Raw genomic sequence first — 20239 nt, forward strand, 5'->3', positions numbered from 1 at the left:
ACGGCACGCCTCGGGACCGAACCCGTTCGGATCCTCGCTGCCCGTGGGGGCGGCGGGGGAACCTGTCCTCGCCGCCCGGGGCCGCGCTGGAGCAGGCCTTCCGCCGTCCCTAGGGACGGCGCGGGAACCTGCCGAAGTCGGGGGCGCGCTTCTCCTTGAACGCGTCGCGGCCCTCCTGCGCCTCCTCGCTCATGTAGTAGAGCAGGGTGGCGTCACCGGCGAACTGCTGCATCCCCGCGGCGCCGTCGGTCACCGCGTTCAGCGCGCCCTTGAGCATGCGCAGCGCCAGCGGCGACTTCTCCAGCATCTCCCTGGCCCATTTGACCGTTTCGGTCTCAAGCTCGGCGAGCGGCACGACCGCGTTGACCAGACCCCAGTCGAGGGCCTTCTGCGCGTCGTACTGACGGCAGAGGTACCAGATCTCGCGGGCCCGCTTCAGGCCGACGGTCTCGGCCAGCAGCCAGGAGCCGTAGCCGCCGTCGAAGGAGCCGACCTTGGGGCCGGTCTGGCCGAAGACCGCGTTGTCGGCGGCGATGGACAGGTCGCAGCACACGTGCAGCACGTGGCCGCCGCCGATGGCGTAACCGGCGATCATCGCGATGACCGGCTTGGGGCAGCGGCGGATCTGGACCTGCAGGTCGAGCACGTTGAGCCGGCCGACGTGCGGGGTGGACTTGTCGACGTAGCCGTCGTCGCCGCGGATCTTCTGGTCACCGCCGGAGCAGAAGGCCCGCTCGCCCGCGCCGGTGAAGATGATCACACCGACCTCCGCGTCCTCCTGGGCGACGTTGAAGGCGTCCTTGAGCTCGAAGAGCGTCGTCGGGCGGAACGCGTTGTGCCGCTCGGGACGGTTGATCGTGATCTTGGCGATGCCGTCGCCCGTCTCGTAGATGATGTCCTCGTACTGCCCGGACCTCTTCCAGTCGACCGCGCCGTCGCGCTCGGGGGACTTCTCCGCCGCCCGCTCGTCCACGCCCGGCTCGACCCGCTCCGTGCCCACGATGGCTTCACCCTCTCCGCTGCGCCGGGGCCGCCCCGGCCGTTGTCCGGCTTCCGGCACTAACCTTACGACCGTGATGACCATTCCTGTGCACGAGGTATGGCTTTCCGTGCAACGGGAATTGCACGCAGTGGTGTCTCCGGCGGGCCCGGAGCTGTTCCGGGCCGTGGCCGCGGCACTGGACGGCAGCGGTCCCGCCGTGCTGCCCCTCTCCCCCGCGCTGCCCGCCGCCGCGCTGCGGGCGACGCTCGACGCGCTGCGCCCGACCCACGTGAACGGGGTACGCCGCGAGGGTGGCGTCGGGGTGCCCGCCGAGGTGGCGGTGGTCATCGCCACCAGCGGCTCGACCGGCGCCCCGAAGGGCGCGCAGCTGTCCGCCGGGGCGCTGCTCGCCTCCGCGTCGGCCTCGCTGCGGCGCCTGGGGGCCGGGGCGGGCGAGCGCTGGCTGTGCTGCCTGCCGCCCTCCCACGTGTCCGGCCTGCAGGTCCTGGTCAGGTCGCTGCTGGGCGGGACCGAGCCGATCGTGCACGACGGGTTCTCCCCCGAGGCCGTGCTCTCCGCCGGCGCCGACCACGTCTCGCTGGTGCCGACCCAGCTGCGCCGCCTGCTCCAGGTGGATCGGGGGGATCTGCCGCGCCTATCGATGTTCGGGACGATCCTGCTCGGCGGTGCCGCCGCTCCCCCCGCGCTGCTCGCCGCGGCCCGCGCGGCCGGGGCCCGGGTGGTCACCACGTACGGCATGAGCGAGACCTGCGGCGGGTGCGTCTACGACGGCGAGCCCCTCGACGGGGTGGGGCTCGCCGTCGGCGACGACTGCCGGATCCGCCTGAGCGGGCCCGTATTGTTCTCCGGCTACCGGCTCCGTCCCGACCTCACCGAGGCGGTCCGCGACGGCGGCTGGTTCCTCACCTCGGACCTGGGCGCCCTGGAGGGCGGGCGGCTGCGCGTGCTGGGGCGGGCCGACGACGTCATCAACACCGGGGGCGAGAAGGTCGTCGCCGCGGCGGTGGCCGCCGTGGTGGCCGAGCATCCCGCGATCACCGACGCCGCGGTGGTCGGCCGTCCCGACCCCGAGTGGGGCGAGCGGGTGGTGGCCTTCGTCGTCTCGCCCTCCCCGCCGTCCCTGGCCGAGGTGCGCGCCTTCGCCAAGGAGCGGCTGCCCGCCTACGCGGCCCCCGCCGAGCTGATCGTTGTGACCGAAATACCGCTTTTGGCCAATGGCAAGCCGGACCTCGAAGCTCTCCGTTATGGTCGTGACCGGGAACCGTGAAGGCGCTCCCACACGTCCAACAGATAGCCGAAGCAGGAAGGACAAGCCCGATGAACGTCACCCGGAAGACATGGGTCTCGGCCGGAATCGTGAGCCTGGTCCTCGCCGGCGGCATCTCCGTCACGGCGGCCGCCGCGTCGGGCGGGATCGGGAGGGCGGAAAAACCGTCGGGCGAGCCGGTGCCGGTGGCCCCGCACGAGCCCGGACGATCCTCGCAGGAGCCGTCGCCGACCGCGTCCGCTCCCCCCGCGGAGGACTACGTGGTCTCCAGGGACGTCAACCCCGACCCCGGCGAGGTCCTCGAATACTGGAGCAAGAACCGGCTGGAAGAGGCCGAGCCCTACCCGATGCCCGTGGTCGACGGCCCGCTCGACGGCTCCTCGGGCCCGGCGCAGGGGGACCCGGAAGAGGGCCCCGTGGAAGTGATCGAATAGGCCCTCTCGGGCGCCCGCGTGATGGGTGGATCGCCGAGACGGCGATCCACCCATCATATTTTCCGAGTCAAGTCGGGAACAGAAAGTTCTTGACCGGGGTTATTGGTACTGGTGCGCTGAGCGGCCCCCAGACCGCCCCACCCCAAGACCAGCAGACCGTGAATTCAGACGACTCCGTGATGGAGGAGGTGTCCTCATGCCCCCAACCGCCGTGGCGACCTCATCTGAGGCCCCGACGACCCTCGACCAGCTCCTTGACCGAGGGCGAGTCCAGGGCCACCTTTCACTCGCGGAGCTGCGCCACGCCTTCGCCGAGACGGGCATCAGCCCCGCCGAGGGCCGGTCGATCCTGCGCGAGCTCACCGAGGCCGGTGTCAGCCTGGCGGCCGAGAACGAGCCCGCGCTCTCCGCGTCCGGCGCCAAGAGCACCCGCAAGACCCCCGCGCGCAAGGCGAAGGCCACCCCCGCGAGGAAGACCACGACGAGGACCGAGCCCGCCGCGACCGGGGAGGAGTCCCCGGGCGGCCTCAAGACCGCCAAGACCGTCGGGACCACCAAGACCACCAAGGCCGCCGCCAAGACCACCGCGAAGGACGCGAAGGACGCCGCGGCCGAGCTCGACGACGAGTGGAACCCGCCGGAGGAGCCCGAGGTGGAGGCCGAGCCGACCCTCGACCTCGACGACCAGTCCTCCGTCATGGGCGACTCGGTGCACACCTACCTGAAGTCGATCGGCCGCCGCACCCTGCTCACCGCCGCGCAGGAGGTCGAGCTGGCCAAGCGCATCGAGGCCGGTCTGTACGCCGAGTCCAAGCTGGAGGCCGGTCCCGGCCTGTCCGCGGTCGCGCGCGACGACCTGGAGTGGATCGCCGAGGACGGCCGCCGGGCCAAGGACCACATGCTGGAGGCCAACCTCCGCCTGGTCGTCTCCGTGGCGAAGAAGTACACCGACCGGGGCATGGCCCTGCTCGACGTGGTCCAGGAGGGCAACCTGGGCCTGATCCGCGCGGTGGAGAAGTTCGACTACACCAAGGGCTACAAGTTCTCCACCTACGCCATGTGGTGGATCCGCCAGGCCATCCAGCGTGGCTTCGCCGACTCGGCCCGCACGATCAGGCTGCCGGTGCACGTGCTGGAGATGCTCTCCAAGCTGTCGCGCGTCGAGCGTGACATGCACCAGCGCCTGGGCCGCGAGCCCACGCCGGAGGAGCTGGGCGTCGAGCTGGACAAGACCCCCGACCAGATCGAGGAGCTGCTGCGCACCAGCCGCCAGCCGATCAGCCTCAACGCCACCATCGGCGAGGACGGCGAGACCACCATCGGCGACCTCATCGAGGACGTCGACTCGCCCGAGGCGTCGGAGGTCGTCGACCGCCAGCTGCTCGGCGAGCAGCTGCGCGGCGTGCTCGGCAACCTCTCCCCCAGGGAGGCCAAGATCATGGCCCTGCGCTTCGGCCTCGTCGACGGCAAGCCCCACACCCTCGACGAGATCGGCAAGCACCTCGGCCTGACGCGCGAGCGCATCCGCCAGCTGGAGAAGGAGTCGCTCTCCAAGCTCCGCCACCCCAGCAACACCCGTCCGCTGCTCGACTGGGCCAGCTGACCTTCGTCCCGGCCCGTTCGAAGGGCTTCGAAGGGCGCCGCCGCGAGACCTCCCGGTCCGCGACGGCGCCCTTCGCCGTGTTCCGGCCCCGGCGGGGAGTGCCCCCCGGAGGGACCGGCAGGAGCGCGGAGCGCCCCTCCCCGAGGGCCCCGGTACGGGAACCGGGGCGAGACGGCCCCGTACCGGCCCTCGAAGGTCTGAGAAGGCCTGAGAAGGCCCGTAGAAGCCCGGGGAAGGGCGGTCAGCCGCCCATCCCGGCGACGAGGCTTCCGGGGCGCATGTCGGTCCAGGAGCTCTCGACGTAGGCCAGGCAACCGGCGCGGGAGTCCTCACCGTGGACGGTCTCCCAGCCCGCGGGGACGTCGGCGAACGCGGGCCACAGCGAGTGCTGCCCCTCGGCGTTCACCAGCACCAGGAAGGACGCGTCCTCGTCGTCGAAGGGGTTGGTCATCGGTTACCTCCAGCATGGGTGGACCGGGCGGCGGACCCGGGTCGATGGATTCCGACGGTCGGCACGGGCTCTCCCACCGGCGCGCGGGGGCGTCGCTTTCCCACAGATCCGGGCATGGAATAAGGCAGATGAAAATGGCATAACTGCGTGCACCTCGATGAAGTGCCTGGTCACGGCGTTGTGGGAGTGGCCTGAGGGACCACTGGGACAGGGCGTCTTATTAGGTAAGCCTAGCCTAAGATCCACCCCATTGACGGCAATGTCAAGATGCCTGATCATCAGGGACTAGATCACCTTTGACTCTTACCCGTCGCACCGTCGACAGTCAGGGTAAGTGAGGTAAGGCTAACCTAATTTTAATGGTGAGGTGCGTGTGATCGATAGGCAGGACCATCCCGGGCTTCCCGGGACGGTGGCTCTCGTCACGGGCGCCGCCGGGGGCATCGGAGCCGCCGTCGCGGCGACCCTCGCCCGCGCCGGGGCGGTCGTGGCCGGAGTCGACGTGCGCGACGGGCCCTGGGAGGACCTCGGGGAGCCGGTGGCCCGCCACCACACCGACGTCACCGACCCCGGACAGGTGGACGCGGTCGTCGGAAGGATCGAGGACGAGCTGGGACCGATCGGGGTCCTGGTCAACGTCGCGGGCGTGCTGCACGTCGGCGCGATGACGGAGACGGGCCTCGACGACTGGGCCCACGTGTTCGCGGTGAACGCCGGCGGGGTCTTCCACACCGTCCGCGCCGTCGCCCGCCGCATGATCCCCCGAGGCCGCGGGACGATCGTCACCGTGGCCTCCAACGCCGCGGGCGTGCCGCGCGTCGGCATGGCGGCGTACGCGGCGTCCAAGGCCGCCGCGGTCATGTTCACCCGGTGTGCCGGGCTGGAGCTCGCCCGCCACGGCATCCGCTGCAACGTGGTCTCGCCCGGATCGACCGACACCGCCATGCAGGCGGGACTCGATCCCGGCGCGGTGCTCATGGGAGACCCCTCCTCCTACCGCGTGGGCATCCCGCTGGGCCGGCTGGCCGACCCCCAGGACGTCGCCGAAGCCGTGATCTTCCTGGCCTCGGACCGTGCCCGGCACATCACCATGCAAGACCTGTACGTGGACGGCGGCGCCACGCTCAGGGCCTGAGAACCCCCGAAAGGTCAGCCTTGACTATCGCATACGAGGCGGTCAGCGCCGCCGAGCTTCTCGACGAGTACCGGCCGGGCTCCTCATCGATCTTCTCCTCTCCCCGGCACACCCTTCTCGCCGGAGGCGTCGCCGACGTGGTGGCGCCCGCCTGGACCATGCGGGAGCTGGCCGAACGCGTACGCGAACACCGCGACCTGGTCCTCGGCGCGATCCCCTTCGACGACCCCGCCTCGGCACGGCTGATCACCCCGGTGCGCGCCCGCTGGGCCGACCCCTTCGTCCCCGGCGAGCCACCACCCCGCGAGAGCGCGCCACCGTGGCGGATCACCCCCGTCCCCACCCCCTCCGGCCACCTGGAGGGCGTACGCCGGGTGCTGGAACTCCTCGGCACCGGCGCGGTGGAGAAGGTGGTGCTGGCCAGATCCCTGGAACTGACGAGGCCGGAACCGGTCGACATCGCCGCGATGGTCCGGCGCCTGGCGGTCCGCGACCCGCACGGCCACGTCTTCGCCGTCGACCTGCCCGGCGGCCGGACCCTGGTGGGCGCCAGCCCCGAACTCCTGGTCTCCAGGGACGGGCCCGCCGTCGTCGCCAACCCGCTGGCCGGCTCCGCCGCGCGCAGCGGCGACCCCGTGGAGGACCGCCGCCGCGCGGCGGCGCTGCTCTGCTCGGCCAAGGAGCAGCACGAGCACGCGGTCGTGGTCCAGGCCGTGGCCGCCGCGCTCGCCCCGCACTGCCGGACACTGAGCGTCCCGGCCGAGCCGTCACTGATCTGCACCTCGACCATGTGGCACCTGTCCAGCAGGATCACCGGGCGGCTCGCCGACCCCCGTACCACCGCGCTCGACCTGGCCGTCGCCCTGCACCCGACCCCCGCGGTCTGCGGGACGCCCACCCCCGCGGCGCGCGCCGCGATCGCCCGCATCGAACCCTTCGACCGGGGCTTCTACACCGGCATGGTCGGCTGGTGCGACGCCTCGGGGGACGGCGAGTGGGCGGTGGCGATCCGCTGCGCCGAGGTGACCGCCGGAGGCGTCCGGCTGTTCGCAGGCGGCGGGATCGTCACGGGCTCGGTCCCCGAGGAGGAGCTGGCCGAGACCTCCGCGAAGTTCCGGACCCTCCTGCAGGCCCTCGGCCTGGCCCCGGACCTCGATGTGGACCTGGACCCGGACGCGGACGCGGTCTCCGGCAGGGAGGCCGTCACCGTCACCGGGGAGAAGACCGGGACAGGACAGGTGTGACCCCCAGCACGTCGAGACGCCGAGACACAGCAGAAGGAGAGACAGTCGTGGCCATACCCGCAATCACCCCCTATCCGATGCCCCGCGAGGACGAGATGCCCGTCAACCGCGTCTCCTGGACACCGGACGCCCGCCGGGCGGTGCTGCTCGTCCACGACATGCAGAACTACTTCGTGAACGCGTTCGCGCCGGGAACCTCGCCGATCGTGGAGCTGGTCTCGGCGATCACCGGCCTCCGCGAGACGGCCTGGGAGCTCGGCGTCCCCGTGGTGTACTCGGCCCAGCCCGGCGGCCAGACCTCGGCCCAGCGCGGCCTGCTGGAGGACTTCTGGGGGGCCGGGGTCGGCACCGACCCGAGCGCCCAGGAGATCGTCGCCGCGCTCACCCCGGGGCCCGGCGACATCCGGCTGACCAAGTGGCGCTACAGCGCCTTCCACCGCACCCCGCTGCGCACCCTGCTCGCCGAACAGGGCCGCGACCAGCTCATCGTCACCGGCATCTACGCCCACATCGGCTGCCTGATGACGGCCTGCGACGCCTTCATGGGGGACGTGGAGGTGTTCTTCGTCGCCGACGGGGTGGCCGACTTCTCCGCCGAGCACCACCGGATGGCCCAGACCTACGCGGCCGAGCGGTGCGCGGCGGTCCTGCCCGCCGCCCGCGTCCGGCGGCTGCTCGCCGCCTCGGCCGCCCGCGTCACCCACTGAGCCCGGCGGCCCGGTCCCGGCCGCCCGGACCGAGCCCGCGGGGGAAAGCCCCCGCGGGTCGAGGACCAGGGGTGCCGGGGACGCCGGGCGCGGGGGTCAGCGGGCGGAGGCGGTGACCGGGCGCGGGACCCGGGGGATGCCGGTCAGCCGGTTCTGCTCGCGAAGGGTACGCAGGCGGTTGACCTCGGCGGTCCACTCGGCGCCCCGGGGGGTCGCCCTGCCCTTGCGGCGGCGGATCCGGTCGTCGTACGACTTGATCCCGAACGTCGCGCGCTGGTTGGCCTCGGCCGCGCGCAGGGCCTCGGTGAGCGCGCCGTCGAAGGCGAGCCCGGCGGCTCGCAGCTCCCCCACGGGGGCCGCGGCGGCCTGCGCCCGGCGCACCTCGGCCTCGGCCTCGCGCGCCCTCTCCAGAAGCTCGGGGAAGCTCTTCCCGACCTCCTGGTCAGCGTGGTGACGAACCTCCGCCTCCCGGCTCACGCGCGGTCGGAAAAACGCCATCTTCTTCCCTCTCTCGCCGGTCGCCGGGTCTCCTCCGGCGGATCATCGCTCGTAGCCTACGCGGTCCGCCGCCGGCCCACGTACTCAGGGAGCGGACCTCCCCCGCGGGGGCCCAGTGAACGTCCGTTCTGTCCGGCGCGCCGTCCTTTACGCAGTAAGGTGGACGGTGGCAGGATGCCTCCCATGCCTGCCAAACGACCACCCGTCCCGCTCTCCAGGGAACGGATCATCGACGCCGCCCTCCACATCGCCGACGGCCAGGGGCTCCGGCGCCTGACGATGCGGCGGCTGGGCGACGCGCTCCAGGTGGAGGCGATGGCCATCTACCACCACCTGCCGCGCGGCAAGGACGCCCTCATGGACGCGCTGGCCGAGCACGTCACCACCGTCCACGCCGAGCCCGGCGAGAGCTGGCAGGAGAGCGCGAGGGCCTGGTGCCGGGCGAGCCGGGCCGCGCTGAGGGAGCACCCCGGGGTGCTGGCCCTCGCCCTGACCAAGCCCCCCAGGGGCAGGGCCGCGATCGCGATCAGGGAGCAGACCGACCAGCTGGCCGACGCGGGCCTGGCCGACCCGGCGGGGGCGGTACGAGCCCTGCGGGCCTACGTCTTCGGCGCGGTGGCGGTGGAGGTGCAGCAGTCGGGCTGGGCCGAGCCCCCGGACGACGGGGACGAGCCCTGGCGTCCCCCGTCGAGGGGAGGCGGCAGCCCGGGGGCGGACACCGACTTCGAGTACGGGCTGGACGCGCTCCTGGCCGGCCTGGGCGCGCGGTGAGCACGGGGTTTCGGTCAGGGCCGGTCAGAGGGCCGGGGAAACCCGTATCGGCGCACGTCAGAAACTTGTAACCGATCGTTTACCTACCTGGCGGCGTGTCGCACTTGGTCGAATATCCTTATATAAGGCATGCTGTGTTATAGGTCACATCCCCTGATAAAGCCCTGACGGACTGACCCTCTACCAGTTCTCAAACAGTCCTAACGGGCTATGTCGCCGAGGTGCGATCGATCGCACACTTGATCTGCTTGATGTGCGGTCCTCGTTCTGTTAGGGGGTCGCACGGCCATATGTCAACATTCAGATGCTCGTCCCCGTCATACGTGGGAACGGAGACCCATCGGTGACGGTGCCGCCGGATGTCCGATGCCCACCCGTGCCCGGTGTGACCCGGGCGAGCCGACACGAGAGATCCGGAGGCACGCCGATGTGCCCGCACGAGCCGTCCTGTCCGTCCGCCGACGCGCTGGACCGCGAAGCCGCCCGCACCATGGCGGCCCACCCCGAGCAGGGCTGGAGCCTGCTCTGCAACGGTGTGGTGCTGTTCGACGACACCGGCGAGCTCCTCCCGGACGGTGCCGTCATCGAGCCGCACCGGCCACTGGCCGGCGTCGCCTGAAACCCGTCACCTCTGGCCGGTCACGCTGAGCGGGTCCGCCGAGTCCGGCCGCATCCTCGCGTCGAGCCACTCGGCGACCACCTCGCCCACCCCGGCGGGATTCCTCCCGAGGTCGTGACCCTCTCCCGGCAGCACCACCAGGCGCGCGGCGTCCGCCGCCTCGGGCACGCCGAACGGGTCACGGTCTCCGTTCACCACCAGCACGTCCACCCCCGCCGCGCGCAGCTCCCCGGCCCGTGACCGCTCCGGTTTCCTCGGCGGGTGCAGCGGGAAGGCCAGCGCGACGACCGCGCGGGCCCCGACCCTCCCGGCCGTACGGCATGCGACCCTGGCCCCGTTGCTCCGCCCGCCCTGCGCCAGCGGCAGCCCCGGATAGCGCCCGCGCAGCCCGGCCACCAGCGTCTCCCACGCCTCGTCCTGCCTGACCGCCGATCCCGGCGCGCGGGCGCCGCGTACCCGGAACGGCTGGAGCACCCGCGCGACCGTCCCGCCGATCGCCGTCACGGCGTCCCGTACGGCCAGCAGGTCGGGGGCGTCCACTCCCCCCGCCGAGCCGTGGGTGAGCACCAGCAGGAAGCGCGGGGCGGCCACCTCGTCGATCTCCACCAGGGCCGGGCCGTGCGGGGTCGCGATCTCCAGGGGCGCGGGCCGGGACGCCGGTGTGGTCCCCGGGGCGGAGGGCCGTGCGGCGGAGGTTGGCTCGGAGGTGGACACGGATCTCGTCCTAATGACTGATGCCTGGCGGCAGGGGCGGAGGAAACAATCGAAGCGTGCAGGACTATCAAGATATCCGCCAGGACATGCGCGCCACCGTCGAGGCCCGCCGCGACCTCGGCCCGGAGTACGAGACCGCGCTCATCGAGTCGTTCGTGTCGCGCCTCGACGCGACCATCGCCCACCGGGTGCGCGCCGAGATGCACGCCGCCGGGGCGCCGAGGGCCAGGCCACGCAAAGGCGGCAACTCCTCGATCCCGATCGCCCTCGGCTCGATGGGCATCGGGATCCCGCTGACCGCCATCGCCGTGCAGAACGCCGGCACCGCCGGGCTGCTGCTGGCCTGGGGCGGGATCGTCGCGATCAACTTCGCCCACGCCCTGAGCCGCTGGCGGGAGCGCGACTGACCCCCGCGGGACCCCTCGGAGGCCCCGGCCCCTCAGAGGCCCCGGCCCCTCAGAGGTCCCGGCCAGGAGTCCCGGCCTCAGAGGTCCCGGTCGAGGCGCAGGCGGACCTCACCGGCGAGATCCTCGTCGGCGCTTTCCAGACCGTAGCGCCACACGCGCTCGGCGTCCTCGTCGCGCCCCCTGAGCGGCAGCGTGCGGGCCAGGAGCTCGATCGCCAGCGCGCCGGTCTCGACGTCGCCGCCCTCCTCGATCGCGCCGGAGAACTCGGCGCAGGCCAGCTCCAGATGGGCGATGCCGAGCATCACCCGCAGTCTCGGCACCTCGGCCGCGTCGGGCACCGAGAGCGCCTCCAGGAGCACCTGGGCGGCCTCCCCCGGCTCCCCCTCCTCAAGGAACGCCTCCGCCAGCCGCTGAGCGGCACGGGGAGCGATCTCCGGGTCGGCGGTGGCCAGCGCGTCACGCAGCGACCGCTCGGCCTCCTCCTCGCCCGTGGCGAGCCTGGCGAGGGCCATGTGCGCCAGCGGGACGTAGGCGAGATGGCCGACGCCCAGCGCGGCCTGCCAGGCGGCGCGGGCCTGGTCGGCCAGGCCCTCCCGCTCGAAGCTCGCCGCGAGCAGGCAGGCGGCCTGGGCGGCGAACTCCGGGTGCCCGGTCGCCAGCGCGGTGCGCGCGGCCGAGCGGGAGCCCGGAACGTCCCCGCCCTGCTCCAGCACCACCGCGAGACCCACCGCCGCCTGGGCCCGGTCGGGCTCGGCGGGATCGGCGACCAGCTCGGCGAAGATCGTGGCGGCGCCGTCGAGATCGCCGGACTCGGCCAGTCTTCGCGCGGTGTCCAAGGGACGGGTGTCCACCTCAGGCATGCGGGATCCTTCCGGATACGGAGACGCCCCGAGCCTAACGACTCGGGGCGCCCTCCGTCCTGTCGCATTCCCGGCGAATATCGCGCTCGGCGCGGGGTTTCCGCCCTCGCGGAGGTCAGTCCTCGTACGCCTCAAGGGGAGGGCAGGAGCAGACCAGGTTGCGGTCACCGTAGGCCTGGTCGATGCGGCGGACCGGCGACCAGTACTTGCCCTCGCGCACCGACGGCAGCGGGTAGGCCGCCTCGGTGCGGCCGTAGGGGTGGCCCCACTCGTCGGCGACGAGGCTGTCGGCCGTGTGCGGGGCGTTGCGCAGCGGGTTGTCGGTCCTGTCGTACGCGCCGGAGGCGACCTTCGCGATCTCCTCGCGGATCGCGATCATCGCCTCGCAGAACCGGTCGAGCTCGGCCAGGTCCTCGCTCTCGGTCGGCTCGATCATCAGCGTGCCGGCCACCGGGAAGGACATGGTCGGGGCGTGGAAGCCGTAGTCGATGAGGCGCTTGGCCACGTCGTCGACCGTCACCCCGGTCTCCTTGGTGATCTGGCGCAAATCGACGATGCACTCGTGGGCGACGAGGCCGCCGCGGCCGGTGTAGAGGACCGGGTAGTGGGGGCTGAGCCTGCGGGCCAGGTAGTTGGCCGACAGGATGGCCTGCTCGGTGGCCGCCTTCAGGCCGTCGGCGCCCATCATCCGGATGTAGGCCCAGGAGATGGGCAGGATGCCCGCCGAGCCGTACGGGGCGGCCGAGACCGGGCCCACCGGGCCGCCCTCGCGCAGCGGGTGGCCGGGCAGGTATCCGGCCAGGTGCGCGCGGACCGCGACCGGGCCGACGCCGGGGCCGCCGCCGCCGTGCGGGATGCAGAAGGTCTTGTGCAGGTTGAGGTGGGAGACGTCCGCCCCGAACTCCCCCGGCCTGGCCAGGCCGACCAGCGCGTTGAGGTTGGCGCCGTCGACGTAGACCTGGCCACCGGCCTCGTGCACCAGCTCGCAGATCCGGACGATCGTCTCCTCGTACACGCCGTGCGTGGACGGGTAGGTCACCATGATCGCGGCAAGCTGCTCGCGGTGCTTGCCGATCTTCGCGACGAGGTCGTCGAGGTCGACGTTGCCCTCGTCGTCGCAGGCGACCACGGCCACGCGCATGCCCGCCATGACGGCGCTCGCGGCGTTGGTGCCGTGCGCGGACGAGGGGATCAGGCAGACGTCGCGGCCCGACTCGCCGCGCGCGGTGTGGTAGGCGCGGATCGCCAGGAGCCCGGCGAACTCGCCCTGGGAACCCGCGTTCGGCTGGAGCGACACGGCGTCGTAGCCGGTGACCTCGGCCAGCCAGTGCTCCAGCTCCCCGATCAGCTCGAGGTAGCCCGCGGCCTGGTCCTCGGGCGCGTAGGGGTGCAGCCCGGCGAACTCCGGCCAGGTGATCGGCTCCATCTCGGTGGTCGCGTTGAGCTTCATGGTGCAGGAGCCCAGCGGGATCATCGACCGGTCGAGCGCGATGTCCTTGTCCTGGAGCCTGCGCAGGTAGCGCAGCATGGCCGTCTCTGAGCGGTGGCTGTGGAAGACCGGGTGGGTCAGGTAGTCGCCGGTCCGCGCCAGCGTGGCGGGCAGCGCGTCGTGCGCGGCGGCGTCCAGGTCGGCCAGCACGGTGCCGCTGATCTCGAAGGCGGCCAGGACCTGCTCCAGGTGGAGGGGCTCGGTCCTCTCGTCGCAGGTGACGCCCACGTGGTCGGCGTCGACCAGGCGCAGGTTGACCCCGTTGTCGCGGGCCGCGGCGACGACCCCCTCGGCGCGGCCGGGCACCCTGGCGAGCACGGTGTCGAAGAAGGTGTCGTGCACGACCTCGACACCCCCCTGGCGCAGGGCCTCGGCGAGCACGACGGCGTGCCGGTGGGTGCGCCTGCCGATCCTGCGCAGCCCCTCGGGGCCGTGGTAGACGGCGTACATGCCGGCGATCACGGCGAGCAGCACCTGCGCGGTGCAGATGTTGCTGGTGGCCTTCTCGCGGCGGATGTGCTGCTCGCGGGTCTGCAGCGCGAGCCGGTACGCGGGACGCTTGTCGGCGTCCTGGGAGACGCCCACCAGGCGGCCCGGCAGCTGGCGCTGGAGGCCGTCGCGGACCGCCATGTAGGCCGCGTGGGGGCCGCCGAACCCGAGGGGGACGCCGAAGCGCTGCGAGGAGCCGACCGCGATGTCGGCACCGAGCTCGCCGGGCGCGGCCAGGAGGGTGAGGGCCAGCAGGTCGGCCGCGGCGACCACCTGGGCGCCGCGCGCGTGGGCGGCGTCGGCGACGGCGCGGAAGTCGCGGACCCTGCCGCTGGCGCCGGGGTACTGCACGAGCACCCCGAAGCACTCGGGAAGCTCGGCGGTGAAGTCGCTCTCGACCAGCTCGATGCCGAGCGGCTCGGCGCGGGTGCGCAGCACCGCCTTGGTCTGCGGCAGCGCGTCGGCGTCGACCACGAACACCTTCGAGGGGCCGCGGCCCGCGCGGCGGGCCAGGGTCATCGCCTCGGCGGCGGCGGTGGCCTCGTCCAGCAGGGAGGCCCCGGCGACGTCGAGCGCGGTCAGGTCGGAGACGACGGTCTGGAAGTTGATCAGGGCCTCCAGGCGGCCCTGGGAGATCTCCGGCTGGTAGGGCGTGTACGCGGTGTACCAGCCCGGGTTCTCCAGGAGGTTGCGGCGGATGACGCCCGGGGTGATCGTGTCGTGGTAGCCCAGGCCGATCATCGAGGTGAGCACGGTGTTGCGCCCGGCGAGGACCCGCAGCTCCGCGAGGGCCTCGGACTCCCCGGCCGCCGGGGGCAGGCTCAGCCTGGCCGAGGAGCGGATCGCCTCGGGCACGGCCACCGCGACCAGGTCGGCGACGGAGGCGAATCCGACCGCCTCCAGCATGCGGGTCTGGGCGGCGTCGTCCGGCCCTATGTGGCGGGTCGCGAACGGCGGGGAGCTGAGCTCGCTGAGCGATGACAGGTCGGTCATTGGTGAAGCCTCCCGGGACGGGGTGGAGACCGGCGCTGGGCGCGGGCGTATGCCTGGTCTCCCCCTCTGTCATCACGACCGTCGTTCGCGGGTCGTGACCTGAGAGCTTCACCTGCCCCATTTTCCGGGAGGCTTGCACCGTCGGTGAGTCGCGCCTGGCGAGCGCGCCTGCTTTCCAGAGTTGCCTCGTCCGTGCGGTACCGGGTGCCTGAGAGATTCCGGGGAGGTTGCTCCTTCGGCGCCCCGATCTTGGTCGGGGTCTCTCCCGCACAGGGTCAGTGGCAGGTCCGAGTTTACCCGGTTCGTCGTGCTCTGCGACGGCGGGCCAGCTCATCGGCCTGATGATCGCCTAAAGGGCCCTCGCCCGACTCCGCACGTTCGCCGGGCAGATCCGCGAGGGAGCCCTCCACCTCCTGCCACACCCGTCCCAGTGCTATGCCGAAGACTCCCTGACCGCCCTGGAGGAGGTCGATGACCTCGTCGGGCGAGGTGCACTCGTAGACGCTCACCCCGTCGCTCATCAGGGTGATCCCGGCCAGGTCGTTGACCCCCCTGTCGCGCAGGTGCTGCACGGCGATGCGGATCTGCTGGAGGGAGACGCCGGTGTCGAGGAGCCGCTTGACGACCTTGAGGACCAGGATGTCGCGAAAACCGTACAGCCGCTGGGTGCCGGAGCCGTGGGCGGCGCGCACGGTGGGCTCGACCAGGCCGGTGCGCGCCCAGTAGTCGAGTTGCCGGTAGGTGATGCCGGCCGCCGAACAGGCCGTCGGGCCCCGGTAGCCGATGTCGGCGGGCACTTTCACCGGTTGCCCGTCGAACAGCAGACCCTCTTCACCCGCGCGCTGACGTGCCGACTGGCGCCGTTCCGGGTCATCCTGATCGGCGTTTCTACCCTCGCCGCTGCTGACCGCCACGCGGACCTCCGGCTTTCTCTCATCCCACGGCCTGATCTGGGGGTTTACGCACGACCGCGGGTTTCACTTGCACCGTAGGACTGGGGCCAAGTCCAGTCAACGACCCCACCCGGCGCGTCGTGAAGCGTAAATGCACCGAAATTCCTACCCCGCGCGGCCGAAGTCCTCGGGCGTGATCGTGTCAAGGAACTCCCTGAACTTCTCCACCTCGTCCTCCTGGTCGTCGGGGATGATCACCCCCGCCTCCCGGACCACGTCCTCACTCGCGAAGATACGTGCGCCGGTACGAAGTGCCAAGGCGATCGAGTCCGAGGGACGCGCGCTCACCTCCACCCCGTTGGAGAACACGAGATCGGCGAAGAAGATGCCGTCGCGCAGGGCGACGATGTTGACCGTGCTCAGCCGGACCCCGAGCCCTTCGAGCACGTCGCGGAACAGGTCATGGGTGAGCGGCCGGGGCGGTGGCTCCTCGGCCTGGGCCATGGCGATCGCCGTGGCCTCCGTCATGCCGATCCAGATAGGTAGATAACGCTCCCCATGTGTCTCTTTCAGCAAGACGATCGGCTGGTTGGAGGGCATCTCAACTCGAACGCCCACGACCTCCATCTGCAACACGGGCTGCTCCGTCTTCGCTGGATTCCGACCGGTTTGTTCAACGTAACACTCGTGAGGGTACGAGTGCCTGGTCAGGTTCTCACCGGCCCAGGGCCCCACGAACGCCGGAACGCAGCAGCGAGGCGTGCAATTCCAGCAGCAGGCCGGAAATCTCCCTCGCCGTCTCGTCGGCCTGGTCGATGGCGCCCGGCCCCCGGCGGCGCAGCAGCGGGGCGACGGCCTGCTCCACCAGGCCCGCCTCGCGCTCGGCGGCGGCCTTGACCGCCCGCAGATGGCGGGCGCGCAGGCCGAAGGCGGCCAGGGCCCCGACGCTGCGGGCCACGGCCAGCGCCTCGGCGTCGTAGTAGCGGGCCACGGCGGCGAGCAGGCCGTAGTCCTCAAGCTCGGCGAGGGTCTCCTCGTCCAGCTCGGCGGCGGCGATCAGCTCCTCGCGGGTGAGCCGGATCTCGGGGGGCGCGTCGTCGGGGACGGCGCGCGGCCGGGCGGCCGGGCGCTCCTCGCGGTCGGCCGCCGCCAGATGGTCCTTGATCACCCTCAGCGGCAGGTAGCGGTCACGCTGCTCGCTGAGGATGTAGCGCAGCCGCTCGACGTCGGCGTAGCTGAACTTGCGGTAGCCGGAGGGACTGCGCTCCGGCTCGATCAACCCCTCGCCCTCCAGGAAACGAATCTTGGAGATGCTGACGTCGGGGAACTCGCCCTGCAGGAGAGCGAGCACCTCCCCGATGCTCATGTGCGCACGAGCGGCCTGCGAGCTCATCATCCTCCAGCGGCGCCGCGGGTGAGGAAGACGAGGCGGAACTTGCCGATCTGCACCTCGTCCCCGCCGTACAGCGGGACCTCCTCGATGCGCTCGCGGTTCACGTACGTGCCGTTCAGGCTGCCGATGTCGCGGACGGTGAAGACCCCGCCGCCGCGCCGGTAGAACTCCACGTGGCGGCGCGAGACCGTGATGTCGTCGAGGAAGATGTCGCTCTCGGGATGGCGGCCCACGGTGGTGAGGTCGCTGTCGAGCAGGAACCTGCTGCCGGCGTTGGGACCGCGCATCGCGACCAGCAGCGCGGTGCCCGGGGGCAACTGCTCGACGGCCTGCCGTTCGGCGAGAAGCGTCTCACCTGTCTCCGCCTCGTAGGCCTCGATCCCGGAGAGGGAGATCGTCGATGTGCTGTCTCCGGGGGTCTCGGCTTTGGTAAGCGGCGACCCGCATCGTGAACAGAAACGGGCATCCTCAGGATTGGCATGACCGCACTGCGTGCAGTAGACGCTCGGCATCGATCGGCTCGGCCTCCTACCGCGAAGACGCGGCAACGGTGCTCAGTGATGCGCGCCTCGCTTCTTCGCTTCTCAAGTGTTTTCTCGGACTGCGAATGCCGCAACATACAGTGATGAGGCGCGAAGGTCAAGGCTGACGCTGAACCGCGGGTACGGTCGGTGACAAAGTTACAGTGGGGCACTGTCCCCGGTCCATGGCGCCGCGCTGTGTTTGTCGCATCGACTCGCCCCGGACGCCTCTACGGAGGCCGTCTCAGCCGCCCGCGGCCTCCTCGACCACCCGCGCCCAGTGCTCGATCAGGGTCTGCGCGGAGTCGACGTCGAACCCCTCGGCCCACAGGTGGGTGACCGCCTCCGTCGGGTCGGGCAGCACCAGGGCCCAGCTGCCGTCCTCTGCGACGACCCGGACCCCGTCGGTGGTGTCGATGCGGTAGTGCTCGGCGGCCTCGATGACCGAGCGCATCACCGCGCCCTTGGCCGCCCACGGGGTCGGCACGGTCCGGCGCAGCAGCTTGGCCTCGGGGATCCTGGCGTCGATCTGGCTGAGCGAGAGCCGGGTCCTGGCGACCAGGCCCAGCAGGCGCAGGAACACCGCCAGGCCGTCCACCGTGGGCCCGAACTCGGGCACGATGAAACCGCCGCGCCCGTCGGCCGCGAAGATCATCTCTGGCCCCCTGGCGGCGGCGGTGAGCGCGTCGATCGCGGTGGAGGTCCACTCGGCCTGGACGCCGTGGAACCTGCAGACCTGCTCGGCGACCCGGGTGGTGGTGACCGGCAGCGCCACCTGGCCTCCGCGCCGCTCGGCGGCGACCAGGTCGAGCACCACCAGCAGGGCGCGCTCCTCGCTGATCAGCTGGCCCATCTCGTCCACCAGCGCGACCCGCTCCCCCACCGGGTCGAAGCGCACCCCGAAGGCCGCCCTGGAGGAGCTGACGAGCTCCGAGAGGCGCTGCAGGTCGCGGCGGCGCTCGGCGAGGGTCTCGGTGGGCGAGGCGTCGTCCAGCCGGTTGTTGACGGTCAGCACGTCCACCCCGACCCGGCCCAGCAGGCTGGGCAGCACCAGCGAGGAGGTGCCTCCCGCGCAGTCGACCACGACCTTCATGTCGGCGTCGCGCACCCCGCTGATGTCGACCAGGCGCAGCAGCTCGTGCGTGTAGTCCTCCACCGCCCTGGCGGGGAAGCTCAGCTCGGCGATCTCCCCGGGGAAGGCGCGGCGGAACTCCTGCCGGGAGAAGACCCGGTCCAGCTTGCGCTGGGCCGCCGGTGACAGGTCCGCGCCGTGCTCGTCCATGAAGACGATGTCGACGCTCTGCGGGTCGCCGGGGGTGGTGCGCAGCGCGATGCCGCCGACGGCGTTCTCCCTGGCGGTGTGGAAGCGGGCCACCGGGAGCGGGGAGGCCTCCAGGTCGAGCACGTTGATCGCGCTGGCGTTCAGGGCGCTGATCACGGCCCGCTTCAGCGCCCGCGCGGCGCGGGAGGAGTCGCGGGAGGTGATGACCGAGGCGCCCTTCTTCAGGGTGGTGGCGTAGGCGCTGGCCAGCCGTACGCACAGCTCGGGGGTGATCTCCACGTTGACCAGCCCGGAGACCCCCCGGGGGCCGAACAGGTTGCGCTGGGCGCGCGGCTCCCAGATGACGCTGTTGTTGATCACCGCCCCGGCCTCGATGGTCTTGAACGGGTAGATCTTGACGCCGGAGGAGATGTACGCCTCGGCCTCGATGATGCACTCGTCGCCGACGACGGCGCCCTCCTCGACCCTGGCGGCGGTCATCAGGTCGGTGTTCTTGCCGATCACGCAGCCGCGCAGGTGGGCGCTGGGCCCGACGTAGACGTTGTCGTGGACGACCGCGCGGTGCAGGAAGGCGCCCTCCCTGACCACCGCGTTGCTGCCCAGCACGGTGTACTCGCGCAGCTCGGCCCCCGCCTCGACCTTGGCGTAGTCGCCGACGTAGAGGGGGCCCTTGAGGACGGCGTCGGCGTCGACCGAGGCGCCCTCGGCCACCCAGACGCCCGGCGAGACCTCGAAGGCGTCGATGTCGACCTTGACCCGGCCCGACAGGACGTCGGCCTGGGCCTTGAGGTAGCTCTCGTGGGTGCCGACGTCCTCCCAGTAGCCGTCGGCCACGTAGCCGTACAGCGGGGCGCCGCGCTCCAGCAGTTTCGGGAACACGTCGCCCGACCAGTCGACGGACTCCCCGGCCGCGATCTCGTCGAGGACCTCGGGCTCCATCACGTAGATGCCGGTGTTGGCGGTGTCGGAGAAGACCTGGCCCCACGTCGGCTTCTCCAGGAAGCGCTCCACCCTGCCCTGGTCGTCGACGATGACGATGCCGAACTCCAGCGGGTTGGGGACGCGCTTGAGCCCGATCGTGACCATCGCGCCGTTCTCGCGGTGGAAGCGGATCATGTCGGTCAGGTCGATGTCGGTGAGCGCGTCGCCGGAGATGACCAGGAAGCGGTCGTCGCGGAGCCGGTCGGCGGCGTTCTTGACGCTGCCCGCGGTGCCGAGCGGCGTGTCCTCGGTGGCGTAGTACAGGCTCATGCCGAGCTCGTCGCCGTCGCCGAAGTAGTTGCGGACCAGGGCGGCCAGGAACTGCACGGTGACCACCGTCTCGGTGAAGCCGTGCCGTTTCAGGAGGCGGAGCACATGCTCCATGATCGGCCGATTGATCACGGGCAGGAGAGGTTTGGGCTGGTTCGCGGTCATCGGCCGGAGCCGTGTCCCTTCCCCGCCCGCCATGACGACGGCCTTCACAG

General features: G+C 71.7%; 20 protein-coding genes and 1 riboswitch. Of the genes, 9 read left to right on the forward strand and 11 right to left on the reverse strand.

The window, feature by feature from the left end:
* Positions 1–109: 109 nt before the first annotated feature.
* Positions 110–973 carry a 1,4-dihydroxy-2-naphthoyl-CoA synthase gene (gene menB, locus ACW9TB_RS30075; protein ID WP_472751496.1) on the reverse strand — a complete coding sequence of 288 codons (864 nt, stop codon included), beginning with the start codon at positions 971–973 and terminating at the stop codon, positions 110–112.
* Between the two features lie 103 nt (positions 974–1076).
* Here menB and ACW9TB_RS30080 point away from each other — a divergent pair, with 103 nt between their 5' ends.
* The 3 genes from ACW9TB_RS30080 to ACW9TB_RS30090 all read left to right on the forward strand — a co-directional run bounded on the left by ACW9TB_RS30080 (position 1077) and on the right by ACW9TB_RS30090 (position 4307).
* The gene (locus tag ACW9TB_RS30080) at positions 1077–2270 is read left to right on the forward strand and encodes an AMP-binding protein (RefSeq protein ID WP_472751497.1); all 1194 of its coding nucleotides are present in this window, start codon (positions 1077–1079) and stop codon (positions 2268–2270) included.
* Positions 2271–2320: 50 nt separating this feature from the next.
* On the forward strand, positions 2321–2704 hold the full coding sequence (locus ACW9TB_RS30085; protein ID WP_472751458.1) for a hypothetical protein: 384 nt from the start codon (positions 2321–2323) through the stop codon (positions 2702–2704).
* 196 nt (positions 2705–2900) lie between these two features.
* Complete coding sequence (locus ACW9TB_RS30090; protein WP_472751459.1) at positions 2901–4307, forward strand: RNA polymerase sigma factor; 1407 nt, start codon at positions 2901–2903, stop codon at positions 4305–4307.
* A gap of 241 nt (positions 4308–4548) precedes the next feature.
* On the opposite strand, the gene ACW9TB_RS30095 is transcribed toward ACW9TB_RS30090, so the two are convergent.
* Positions 4549–4758: an MbtH family protein gene (locus tag ACW9TB_RS30095; RefSeq protein ID WP_472751460.1), complete on the reverse strand. Its 210-nt coding sequence runs from the start codon at positions 4756–4758 to the stop codon at positions 4549–4551.
* A gap of 367 nt (positions 4759–5125) precedes the next feature.
* Here ACW9TB_RS30095 and ACW9TB_RS30100 point away from each other — a divergent pair, with 367 nt between their 5' ends.
* From ACW9TB_RS30100 to ACW9TB_RS30110, 3 genes are read left to right on the forward strand one after another with little or no spacing between them, the layout of a single operon-like run.
* A complete protein-coding gene (locus ACW9TB_RS30100) occupies positions 5126–5893 on the forward strand; it encodes a 2,3-dihydro-2,3-dihydroxybenzoate dehydrogenase (RefSeq protein ID WP_472751461.1) in 768 nt (255 codons plus the stop codon).
* A gap of 20 nt (positions 5894–5913) precedes the next feature.
* A complete protein-coding gene (locus tag ACW9TB_RS30105) occupies positions 5914–7137 on the forward strand; it encodes an isochorismate synthase (protein ID WP_472751462.1) in 1224 nt (407 codons plus the stop codon).
* Positions 7138–7184: 47 nt separating this feature from the next.
* Positions 7185–7844: an isochorismatase family protein gene (locus ACW9TB_RS30110; protein ID WP_472751463.1), complete on the forward strand. Its 660-nt coding sequence runs from the start codon at positions 7185–7187 to the stop codon at positions 7842–7844.
* A gap of 96 nt (positions 7845–7940) precedes the next feature.
* Here the strand turns inward: ACW9TB_RS30110 and ACW9TB_RS30115 are convergent, their stop codons facing one another.
* The gene (locus ACW9TB_RS30115; RefSeq protein ID WP_472751464.1) at positions 7941–8342 is read right to left on the reverse strand and encodes a hypothetical protein; all 402 of its coding nucleotides are present in this window, start codon (positions 8340–8342) and stop codon (positions 7941–7943) included.
* Between the two features lie 183 nt (positions 8343–8525).
* Between ACW9TB_RS30115 and ACW9TB_RS30120 the strand changes: the two genes are divergently transcribed.
* Positions 8526–9113: a TetR/AcrR family transcriptional regulator C-terminal domain-containing protein gene (locus ACW9TB_RS30120; protein ID WP_472751465.1), complete on the forward strand. Its 588-nt coding sequence runs from the start codon at positions 8526–8528 to the stop codon at positions 9111–9113.
* A 427-nt stretch (positions 9114–9540) separates the two neighbouring features.
* Positions 9541–9732 (forward strand): DUF5999 family protein, encoded by a 192-nt coding sequence (locus tag ACW9TB_RS30125; protein ID WP_472751466.1) that lies wholly within the window; start codon positions 9541–9543, stop codon positions 9730–9732.
* A gap of 6 nt (positions 9733–9738) precedes the next feature.
* Here ACW9TB_RS30125 and ACW9TB_RS30130 read toward each other — a convergent pair whose 3' ends face one another.
* Positions 9739–10371, reverse strand: a complete 633-nt coding sequence (locus ACW9TB_RS30130; RefSeq protein WP_472751498.1) for an alpha/beta hydrolase family protein — start codon at positions 10369–10371, stop codon at positions 9739–9741.
* Positions 10372–10502: 131 nt separating this feature from the next.
* Between ACW9TB_RS30130 and ACW9TB_RS30135 the strand changes: the two genes are divergently transcribed.
* Positions 10503–10853: a hypothetical protein gene (locus tag ACW9TB_RS30135; protein ID WP_472751467.1), complete on the forward strand. Its 351-nt coding sequence runs from the start codon at positions 10503–10505 to the stop codon at positions 10851–10853.
* 77 nt (positions 10854–10930) lie between these two features.
* On the opposite strand, the gene ACW9TB_RS30140 is transcribed toward ACW9TB_RS30135, so the two are convergent.
* From ACW9TB_RS30140 to ACW9TB_RS30170, 7 genes are all read right to left on the reverse strand, one after another.
* Positions 10931–11713 (reverse strand): hypothetical protein, encoded by a 783-nt coding sequence (locus ACW9TB_RS30140; RefSeq protein ID WP_472751468.1) that lies wholly within the window; start codon positions 11711–11713, stop codon positions 10931–10933.
* A gap of 115 nt (positions 11714–11828) precedes the next feature.
* The gene (gene gcvP, locus ACW9TB_RS30145) at positions 11829–14684 is read right to left on the reverse strand and encodes an aminomethyl-transferring glycine dehydrogenase (RefSeq protein WP_472751469.1); all 2856 of its coding nucleotides are present in this window, start codon (positions 14682–14684) and stop codon (positions 11829–11831) included.
* Positions 14685–14869: 185 nt separating this feature from the next.
* Positions 14870–14962, reverse strand: a riboswitch (glycine riboswitch).
* A gap of 15 nt (positions 14963–14977) precedes the next feature.
* On the reverse strand, positions 14978–15598 hold the full coding sequence (locus ACW9TB_RS30150) for a MerR family transcriptional regulator (RefSeq protein ID WP_472751470.1): 621 nt from the start codon (positions 15596–15598) through the stop codon (positions 14978–14980).
* A 144-nt stretch (positions 15599–15742) separates the two neighbouring features.
* The gene (locus ACW9TB_RS30155) at positions 15743–16213 is read right to left on the reverse strand and encodes a bifunctional nuclease family protein (protein WP_326639501.1); all 471 of its coding nucleotides are present in this window, start codon (positions 16211–16213) and stop codon (positions 15743–15745) included.
* 79 nt (positions 16214–16292) lie between these two features.
* Positions 16293–16943, reverse strand: a complete 651-nt coding sequence (gene ftsR / locus ACW9TB_RS30160; RefSeq protein WP_472751471.1) for a transcriptional regulator FtsR — start codon at positions 16941–16943, stop codon at positions 16293–16295.
* 26 nt (positions 16944–16969) lie between these two features.
* Complete coding sequence (locus ACW9TB_RS30165) at positions 16970–17482, reverse strand: FHA domain-containing protein (protein ID WP_436763237.1); 513 nt, start codon at positions 17480–17482, stop codon at positions 16970–16972.
* A 253-nt stretch (positions 17483–17735) separates the two neighbouring features.
* Positions 17736–20237, reverse strand: a complete 2502-nt coding sequence (locus ACW9TB_RS30170) for a sugar phosphate nucleotidyltransferase (protein ID WP_472751472.1) — start codon at positions 20235–20237, stop codon at positions 17736–17738.
* Between the last annotated feature and the right edge of the window lie 2 nt (positions 20238–20239).

This window comes from Streptosporangium sp. H13245, assembly GCF_055690525.1.